Source organism: Streptomyces sp. NPDC006265, from assembly GCF_040613555.1.
In the GTDB taxonomy this organism is placed as follows: domain Bacteria; phylum Actinomycetota; class Actinomycetes; order Streptomycetales; family Streptomycetaceae; genus Streptomyces.
This window is the reverse complement of record NZ_JBEXSH010000316.1, coordinates 1-9,135: the sequence shown is the minus strand read 5'-3', so window position 1 is coordinate 9,135 and position 9,135 is coordinate 1. Positions and strand designations below refer to the sequence as shown.

The 9,135-nt window shown below is 69.8% G+C and carries 7 protein-coding genes and 2 pseudogenes; 5 read left to right on the top strand and 4 right to left on the bottom strand.

What is annotated here, in order from left to right:
• The 3 genes from ABZ281_RS24290 to ABZ281_RS24280 form a co-directional block, all read right to left on the bottom strand.
• On the bottom strand, window positions 1-512 hold a 512-nt coding region (locus tag ABZ281_RS24290), incomplete at its 3' end, for a hypothetical protein (protein WP_356658615.1).
• Between the two features lie 484 nt (window positions 513-996).
• On the bottom strand, window positions 997-4,281 hold the full coding sequence (locus ABZ281_RS24285; protein WP_356658613.1) for a family 78 glycoside hydrolase catalytic domain: 3,285 nt from the start codon (window positions 4,279-4,281) through the stop codon (window positions 997-999).
• 220 nt (window positions 4,282-4,501) lie between these two features.
• Window positions 4,502-4,918, bottom strand: coding sequence for a hypothetical protein (locus tag ABZ281_RS24280; RefSeq protein WP_356658611.1), 417 nt, complete (start codon window positions 4,916-4,918; stop codon window positions 4,502-4,504).
• Window positions 4,919-5,072: 154 nt separating this feature from the next.
• On the opposite strand from ABZ281_RS24280, the gene ABZ281_RS24275 reads away from it, so the two are divergent.
• Together ABZ281_RS24275 and ABZ281_RS24270 are read left to right on the top strand one after the other, a co-directional pair.
• On the top strand, window positions 5,073-5,438 hold the full coding sequence (locus ABZ281_RS24275) for a hypothetical protein (RefSeq protein ID WP_356658609.1): 366 nt from the start codon (window positions 5,073-5,075) through the stop codon (window positions 5,436-5,438).
• Between the two features lie 56 nt (window positions 5,439-5,494).
• Window positions 5,495-6,917, top strand: a pseudogene (locus ABZ281_RS24270) (hypothetical protein); the annotation flags it as partial.
• Between the two features lie 77 nt (window positions 6,918-6,994).
• On the opposite strand, the gene ABZ281_RS24265 reads toward ABZ281_RS24270, so the two are convergent.
• Window positions 6,995-7,492, bottom strand: a complete 498-nt coding sequence (locus tag ABZ281_RS24265) for a peptidylprolyl isomerase (RefSeq protein WP_298571944.1) — start codon at window positions 7,490-7,492, stop codon at window positions 6,995-6,997.
• Between the two features lie 105 nt (window positions 7,493-7,597).
• Between ABZ281_RS24265 and ABZ281_RS24260 the strand changes: the two genes are divergently transcribed.
• From ABZ281_RS24260 to ABZ281_RS24250, 3 genes and pseudogenes are all read left to right on the top strand, one after another.
• Complete coding sequence (locus ABZ281_RS24260; protein ID WP_356658607.1) at window positions 7,598-7,948, top strand: hypothetical protein; 351 nt, start codon at window positions 7,598-7,600, stop codon at window positions 7,946-7,948.
• Between the two features lie 121 nt (window positions 7,949-8,069).
• A complete protein-coding gene (locus ABZ281_RS24255; RefSeq protein WP_356658605.1) occupies window positions 8,070-8,273 on the top strand; it encodes a hypothetical protein in 204 nt (67 codons plus the stop codon).
• A gap of 152 nt (window positions 8,274-8,425) precedes the next feature.
• A pseudogene (locus ABZ281_RS24250) lies at window positions 8,426-9,031 on the top strand (RNA polymerase subunit sigma-70); the annotation flags it as partial.
• Window positions 9,032-9,135: the final 104 nt, after the last annotated feature.

Sequence of the window (9,135 nt, the reverse complement as noted above, 5' to 3'; positions counted from 1 at the left end):
GGAGCCGGAGCCGGAGCCGTGTGCCGCGCGGTGGCCTGGGAAGACCCCGGACGCGGTTGACGATGACGAGGCCTGCCGGGCTCGGTTACGGGTGAGGGCGACTTGGCCGGTGTCGTTGTGCGTCGTGAGCGTCGGCAGGGGAGAGCCCTCGGCCGCGAGTCGACGGCGTGGTTCCCGTACAGGTCGCTGAGGGAAAGTGTCTGCGAGCCGTCGGCTACGCCCGACCGCAGGACCTCGATCGGGACTCCCGTGAACGTCGTGTGGCTGTCCGCGGGCCTCTCCAGGACCTCGGACGCGCCGGCCGGGTTCTCCAGCACCGAAACGCGCTGGGCGCAGAAGGCTCCGCGCAAAGGGTCGGGGAGCAACGGCGCCAGGTCGCGGATCCCCGCGTGCACCTGCGGCAGACCGGTCAGTTCGGCGTAGAGTCCGGCGCCGACAGGACCGCGCTCGAGCGTGCCGGAGCGGGGCGGCGGGGGCCGGATCTCCAGCCAGGTCCAGCTCTCCGTGGCCATGTGCGCCATCCGCACGCGTCGGAAGCGCCCGGGCAACGGGGGCACGTGCTGATACAACGCATCGGACACGACGAGCGCGGCTTCCGCCTCGGACGTCCTCAGGGCAGCGATTCGGCCACTCGGGCGGCGCTGACCATGGCATCTCCCGTGGCACCGCCCTTACGCATGGCGACGTGCCGACGTCCATGGCGACGCTTACGCGCATCGCGCATCGCGCAATGCCTTCAGCATTCCTGCTCGGACCAAACCCCGACTGCCGGCTCGTCGCGACCGAATACGAGCGCATCCGTGCACCTTTGCCGGCCCACTGGTCGCATTCACCTTGGCGACGCTTCGGGGACATTGACCGTGACGGCTCCGGGAGCTGCCGCGCAGCAGGTGCCCCGTGGCCCACGCGACGGCCTGTGTCTGCTGAGGCCGCGAGGACCGCGACCTCGCGCGAGCAGGACTGAGCGCATCGGCAGGGTGTCTGCCCCGGACTGCCCTAGCGGGAGTCCGACCCGGCGACGAAGTCGTAGGTGCCCGACCCGACCTGGAAGACGGCCGTCCCGTTCTCCATGCGCAGGAAGCGGACTCCCTTCGCCTTGTCCGCCGGTCGGCCGCCTTCGGTCACCGCGTGGCGCGTGTCGGCCGGGACATGGACTTCCGCGACCGTGTTGACCGGCACCGTCACCTTCAGGGTGAAGACGCTGTTCCGGCTGGTCCAGCGCGACGACAGCAGGCCGTGGACGGTGTGGAGGCTTCCGGAAGCCCTGGTCAGGTTGCCGCCGGGTACGGGAGCGATCCGGGAGCGCTTGTAGCCGGGCTCGAGGGCGCAGAGGCCACCGATGTTCTGGAACATCCAGTCACCCACGGCGCCGTACGCGTAGTGGTTGAAGGAGTTCATGTCGACGGGGCCGAATTCGCCGTCAGGCATGATCGAGTTCCAGCGCTCCCACATGGTGGTGCCGCCCTTCTCGATCTCGTAGCCCCAGGACGGGTAGTCCTTGTGCAGGAGCATCGTGTAGGCCAGGTCGTCGCGGCCGATCCGGCTCAGCGCGGGCAGCAGCAACGGCGTGCCGATGAAGCCGGTGCGCAGGTGGTAGTCGGTCAGGGCCAGCTTGGCCACGAACTTCTCGCCGACCTTGCCGACGAGTTCCGGGTCCGGGACGAGATCCATGCCCAGAGTCATGGCGTATCCGGTCTGGGAATTGCCCTTCACGGTGCCGTCGACTGACACGTAGGCCTGAGTGAAGGCGTGGCGGATGTCGGCGGAGAGCTTGTGGTAGTCGGACGCCGCCGACTCGTCGCCCAGGGCGTCGGCGGCTTCCGCCATCATGCGGGCGTTCTCGGCGTAGTAGGCGGTGCCCAGAATGCCCTGGTCGGTGGGGTCGTCCAGGTGTAGCCAGTCGTTGGTGAAGAACGTGGTGCGGCCGGGCTCCAGGAGGTCCGCTCCGGCACTCTCACGCAAGAACCGGAAGAACTTGCGCATGGCGGGGTAGTTGTCGCGCAGGATGCGGGTGTCACCGTAGGAGCGCCACACGTGGTACGGCACGGTGATCATCACGTCGGACCAGCCGACACCGCTCTCGGCGAACTGGCCCTGGGGGGTCGGCACGACCGCCGGCAGATCGCCGTTGGCGTACTGGGAGTTGCGGACGTCCGCCATCCAGTGGGACAGGAACGCGCGCGTGTCGACGAGGTAGTTGGCTGTCGGGGCGAACAGGCTGATGTCGCCCGTCCAGCCGAGGCGCTCGTCACGGGCCGGGGTGTCGGTGGGGATGGACAGGAAGTTGCCCCGCTGGCTCCAGGAGATGTTGCTGACCAGTTGGTCGAGCATGCCGTCCGAGGTCTGCAGCGTGCCGGTGGACGGGAGGTCGGAGCCCCAGACGACACCCTGAACGTCGGTGAGCGCGGGAGGCGAGTCCACTCCGGTGATCTCGACGTAGCGGAACCCGTGCTGGGTGAAGGTGGGCTCGTAGGTGACCGTCCGGGAGTCGGCGAAGACATAGCGGTCGGTGACCTTGGCACTGCGGAAGTTGTCCGTGTAGAGCGTGCCGTCCTTGTTGAGCACCTCGGCGTAACGGATCCTCGCGGTCCGGCCGGAGGAGCCGGTGAGGGTCAGCCGGGACACGCCGACCATGTTCTGGCCGAGGTCGTACACATAGGCCCCGGAGCTGGGCTCGGTCATCTTCCGGGCCTTGAGAACCTGCGTCTCGCGCACCGGCTCGTCGCTCTGCGGGACGAGCAGGTTGGTGCGTGACTCCACCTTCGCGGCTGCTTCCCAGCGGGCGTCGTCGAATCCGGCGCGGCTCCAACCCGTCGGCTTCAAACGGGCGTCGTACGTCTCACCGTCCTGAAGGTCGGCCTTGACGTAAGGTCCCTCAGCCGCCTTCCAGGAGCCGTCCGTGGCGATCCACTGCACGGAGCCGTCGGTGTAGGCGACGCGCATCTTCGCCACGAGCGCCGGAGCGTCGCCGTACTGGCGGCTCCAGCCGATCCCGACCTTGCCGGCCCACCAGCCGTTCGCCAGGGACGCGCCGATCGCGTTGTCGCCGCTGTTGAGCATGCTCGTGACGTCGTAGGTCTGGGACTGGATGCGCCGGTGGTAGTCGGTCCAGCCCGGGGCCAGCACGTGGTCGCCGACCGGCCTGCCGTTGATCTCCAGCGCGTAGACGCCGAGCGCGGAGGCGTAGACCCGTGCGGAGGCGACCTTCTTGCCGGGCTCGGTCGCGAAGGCCGTGCGCAGCAGAGGCATCGGCCGGACTTCGGGTCCGTACAGGGCGTCCGTGGTGCCGGAGACCGCGAGGGCAGAGCCGGTGATGTCACCGCCGGAGAAGGGGTTCCGGCCGGAGGCGAAGTCGGCGTCGAGCAGAGTGGTGCCGCCGGGGCCGGTCACGACGGCGTCGTAGACCGTTCCCCGCTCGCCGCAGCAGGCGTGGGTACGGAAACCGATGTAGCCCTTGGTGAACGTGGAGTCGATGAAGGTGCTGACGAGCTTGCCGTCGAGTGTCGTCCTGATCGTGTCGCCCGCCACGTCGTAGCGCACGGTGTGCCGGTCGGCGAGGAGAGAGGCGTTGGTGAAGCCGTGGGATGCGAGATCCACTTCCTTGGCCACGCTGTACGTGCCCTTGACCTGCTTGTGCAGCCTCAGCGTCGGGTTCGCGCCGGTGACGTTGAACTGCCACATGTATCCGTTGGTCGTGTCGGGAGCACGCAGGAACATGCCGAAGGCGGCGCTGTCGAGCTTGAACCGGACGGTCGCGGCGTAGTCGGTCCACTGGTCCAGCTCACTCGGAGCGTTGGCGCGAGTGATCCACTGAGCGCCGTCCCAGTCGCCGGCATCCAGCAGGCCGGTCTCGAAGTACGCGTCCGCGCTCCACCGGCTCACGGCTCCCTTGTCGTCCCAGGCCCGGACGCGCCAGTGGTAGCGAGTGGCCGACTTCAGGGCCGGACCGCCGTACTCGACGTCGACCTGCCGGCCGGACCTCACCTTGCCGGACGACCACACGTCGGCGCCCCCTGGTCCGCGTCCGACCTGTATCTCATAGGCCTGTTGTGCCGTCGCCCGCCGCTCCGATGCCAACTGCCATCCGAACACCGGGGATTCACCGCCGATGCCGATGGGGTTCGTCCGGCTGTTGGTGCTCAGGGCCCGCACGGCGAGAGGGGCGCCCGCGGCGGACGCCGCTGGTGACAGGGGAGTGGGCAGTACGGTCACGCCGCCGAGTACCACGAGCACGACGAAGCCCGTAAGGAGGCCGAGCATGAGGGGGCGCCTGAGGAGCATGGCTTCTCCGGTCTGCTGAATCGTTTCAATCAAGCAGGTCGCGGGGACAGTAGCTGTGTGATGTGGCACACGTCAATATGTGGGCCGGCCTGGATTGCCGCCAGAGGCGCTGCAGTTGAGGGGAGGGCTCGCGAGCGCAGGGCCGACGGCCCATCGGCTATGTCAGTCCCACGAGTTGAAGAGCGCTCCGCCCAGTGTGGTGATGCCGTAGAAGCGGATGTCACGCCATTCGCCCTGGGTGAGGACCGAGGTCGATATCGGCCAGCGGCGTAGTGAGCCGCACGCGGCCAAGCACTGCGAACCCGAGGTCGGCGAAGGCGTGGGCCCAGGGCGGTGGGGCGAGCAACTCGGCGGTGTACCAACCCCGGAGTTCTTCCGCGAAGGCGATCCAGGGTTGGTGGGCGTGGCAGAGGACGACGTGCTCGCCCGCGCTCGCGACGACCGTCGCGGTGTGGAACGTCCGAGGGTAGGCCTGCTCCTCAACCTGTCCCACATGGCCTTTGGCGGCCCGGGCGGCTGCGTACCGGGCTGTGCGGAACGTCCGCTGGTCGACTTCCGGCAGTGGCCCGTCCTTCGGCCGGAAGAAGCCCGTGGCACCTCGCGGCAGTACGAACGCTGCGTCTTTGTCTGCGGCCATGCGGTTCATTGTGACGAAGCGCGTCTTCGCCGGTGTCTCACCTGGCGCATTGATCGGAGTCCCTGACATCTGTCAGGACCGTTCCTGCCTGTGCCCTTCTAGCCTTTCGTGCACGATCTCCTGTCATCCGGCCGTAAGGAGTGGGAGGACTTTCATGCGACTTCACCTGCGAGTACGGGCCGCCGCGCTGACCGTCGCCGCCGCGCTCGGCAGCCTGAGCCTGATCGCGCCCACGGCATCCGCGAGCGCCCAGCACCAGTGCACGCTCGAGGTCAATGCCCACTACTGCTACAACGTCTACGCCGCGAAGGTGTACGACAATTTCAATGGCACCGGCAAGGTCGTCGGATACATGTACACCACCTACAGCTGGTTCAGTTGTCGACTCGACAACGGCGCTTACGTGGGCGGCCCGCACCCGAACCGCTGGCTGCTGACGAAAGCGGACAACGGGGTCTGGGGATGGATGAAGGACACCTCCGTCAGCTCCGAGACCAACCCCCTGATTCCCTGCAACTGAAAGAGCGGCATCCGCGAACTTCGCGACTCGGCCGGCTCGCGAACCGGCCCGACCCTAGGCAGCACAAGGCGGGCGCCACGTACATCGCCGCCGCGGCCCGGCTCTTCCTCGCCGGGGACGACCGGGTGCGTCCGCTGCTCGACGGTTCCGGCATGCGCGCCCCGTCCGCGGACCCGGCCCGGGTGCTGACCCACGCGGTCGACGGCCGCCGCAACGGTGGTTTCCTGCCGGACGGCGGGGCGAAGGTGACCGGTGCTCGGCTGTGTTCGGCGATGGACCCGGACCCGGCCGTGGCCTGTCTGCACCCGGAGACTCTCGGACCGTCACCGCACTTCGCGTCGTGGGAGACGGAACAGGAAACCGGCCGCAGCGCGGTGGACCTGAAGTGGTCCGCGCCGGGCAGGGCCCGCGCGTATCACTTTGGCAAAGCCGCTCTCCCTCCGCGGCGCCCAGAAGCTCGCGCTGCGGATCTTCGTACCGCCGAACACGACGGGCACGAAGCTCGACGTATCCGTCACCGACTCCTCCAACCGCCGGGTGAAACTGGGCTCCGCACGAGTGGACGGGCTCCCGGGTTCGGCGAACACCGCTTCCTACTGGGCTCAGGAGCTGCGCGTCCCGCTGTGGGCCGCGACTCGGGCCGGGCTCGACCTCAGGCATGTCAAGTCCCTCGACCTGACGCCCCGTTCGCGGACCGGGCGGGCCTGGCTGATGGACGCCTGGGGCTTGGCACCGGGCACGTCGGCGGTGAAGGCGGCCACCTTGCCGCGTGTCGACGTGGGCCGCACGATCGTCAAGGAGGGCGACTCGGGCACCCGCAGCCGGATTCCGGTCGAGATCTCCGGACGCGGCAGCGGGCAGGTCCGCGTGTACGTCCTCGACCCGGACGGCGGCCGGGCCGGCAACCGCCTGGTGACCGTACGGCTCGGCCGCGACACGATCGACGTGCCGGTCGAGGTGAAGGGCGACACGGTCTACGGGGACGACGTCGGGCACGACATCGCCGTCAAGGCCGTCCGGGGCGCCGTCGTCGGCAAGTGCCGGGGCGGGCTCACCGTCGGGAACGACGACCCCGAGCCGGTGATCACCCTGTCGCCGGTCGCGGACCGGGTGACCGAGGGAGGGGCGCTGACCTGGCGGCTGTCCGTGGACGCGCCCGCGGCGGTGGACCTCTGCGAGCCGATGCGGGTGCTTCCGGTCATCGAGGGCGCCGAGCCGGCCACCAAGGACGTGGACCCACAGTGGCTCAACGAATGGTCCGGTGACGTGCCCGACCCCGAGCGGCCGCGGTCCGAAGCGCACCTGTGGGTGTGGCTGAACATCCCGCCCGGGAGCACCGGCGTGGACTTCGCCGTGCCGACCGTCAAGGACCAGGTCGCCGAGCGGACCGAGTCGATGCGCCTCGCGCTGACCGACCGCAACGCCGCACCGCTGCCCGGCAGGCCGGTGCTGACGGGGACGGTGCTCGACAAGCCGTAGCACCATGGACGAGGGATCCTGAGGACCCTCTCGTGCGGGGTCCGGTCCGACCGGGCCCCGCACGCGGCGACGTGTCGTCAGAGAGTGCCGGAGTCGGCGATGGTGATCGTGGCCGAGGTGCGGCCGGAGCGCGAGCCGTAGCTCTCGATCTTGCGTACGAGCTCCATGCTGCTCTCGTCGGCGACCTCACCGAAGACGACGTGCTTGCCGTCGAGCCACGACGTCACGATCGTGGTGATGAAGAACTGCGAGCCGTTGGTGTTCGGGCCGGCGTTGGCCATGGAGAGCTGGCCCGGCTTGGTGTGCTTGAGCGTGAAGTTCTCGTCGGCGAACTTCTCGCCGTAGATGCTCTTGCCGCCCGTGCCGTCGCCGCGGGTGAAGTCACCGCCCTGGAGCATGAACTCCGGGATGACGCGGTGGAAGGACGAGCCCTTGTAGCCGAAGCCCTTCTCACCGGTCGCGAGCGCGCGGAAGTTCTCCACGGTCTTGGGGGCGACGTCGTCGAAGAGGTTCATGTTGATCCGGCCGGCGGGAGCGCCGTCGATGGTGATGTCAAAGAAAACCTTGATAGTCATGCCCCCATCCTGTCATCTGCCGTCCCAGGGACCTCACAAGCATCTCCCCGGCGCCCTCGCGGCCGCCACGGGCGCGGTCTCTCCGCGGCAGCGCTCGGCGAGGGCGTGGCGCTGCTGTGGGCGGTGGAGGTGCGGCGCGGCCCGGGGCGGTGGCTGGGCGAGCGGCGCCGGGAGCGGTGGTGGCGGGCGTACGCGGAGGTCGTCGCGGAGCGCCGGGCGGTGGCGCTGAGCGCCGTACCTCCGCACGGGGCGGATCCGGAAGCACGCGCGGCGCTGCGGGCGTCGCTGGACCGGTGCCGGCGGATCTGCCCGGTGCCGGCCGACCGGCCGACATGGATCGGGGACCGGCTGCGGGCGGTGGACCTGCGGGTGTATCACGCATACCGGCTGGACATGGAGGCGCTGTGGCCGAGGCTGTGGCTGGCGCTGCCGGACCCGGCGCGCACGCCGAACTGACGGATGCGTACGCCGCGTACCGGGCGGACGCCCGGCTGACGGGCTGGGGGCTGATGTACCTGCTGGTGGCGCCGTGGTGGTGGCCCGCCGCGGTCGTCGCCGCCGTCACCCTCGCCATGGCATGGATCCGCGCGCGGCGGAGGCGCTGGCGGATCTCGTGGAGGGGGCGGTGGACCTGTACGGGCGCGACGTGGCGACGGCGCTCGGCGTACTGCCGGACGGCGAGGGCCTGGACCGCGCGTCGGGCGACGCGGTGAGCGCGCTGCTGCGCAAGGACGGGGCGCTGCACCCGGAACCGACGGATCCGCCCGCTGGCCTGCTGTAGCAGCTTGGCGGAGTATCGCGACAGGAGACCGGTGCAGGCCGGTCTCCGGATGAGACGGCGCACGGCCGCGCCGACCGACCCCTGGTGATGAGTTTTCGCGCCCGCACCCGTCACACCTACGACGGGACACGACGAGGCGGAGGGACGACGTGATGAGTGCGGACACGCGGCTGGAGGAGCTGGGCGTGAGCGGTCTGGGCGAGGTCGATGAGCAGGCGTTCTCGGGGCTGGCGGAGCGGCACCGGCGGGAGCTGCATGTGCACTGCTACCGGATGCTCGGGTCGTTCGAGGACGCCGAGGACACGGTGCAGGAGACGTTCCTGCGCGCCTGGCGGCGGCGGGAGACCTTCGAGGGGCGCTCGACGTTTCGGGCCTGGCTGTACCGGATCGCCACCAACGCCTGCCTGGACCTGCTCGCCAAGGTCCGCCCGGAGCCGGCCACCGGCGGCGAGGTGCTGTGGCTGCAGCCCTACCCGGACCGGCTGCTCGACGAGCTGCCCGCGGGCGACGCGGACGAGCCGGAGACCGTCGCCGTCGCGCGCGAGACGATCGAGCTTGCGTACCTGGTGGCGGTCCAGCACCTCGCGCCGCGCCCGCGGGCCGTGCTGATCCTGCGCGACGTGCTCGGCTGGCCGGCGAAGGACGTCGCGGAGTGCCTCGGCGACTCCGTCCACTCCGTGAACAGCGCGTTGCAGCGGGCCCGCGCCGGCATGCGGGAGCACCTGCCCGCCGAGCGGCAGGACTGGAGCGGCGGCGATCAGGACGCCAGGACGCGAGCTGCCCGAGAAGACCGCCGAGGTGCTGGAGCCGGACGGCTGGTTCCACACCGGGGACATCGGGGAGCTGTCGCCCGACGGATACC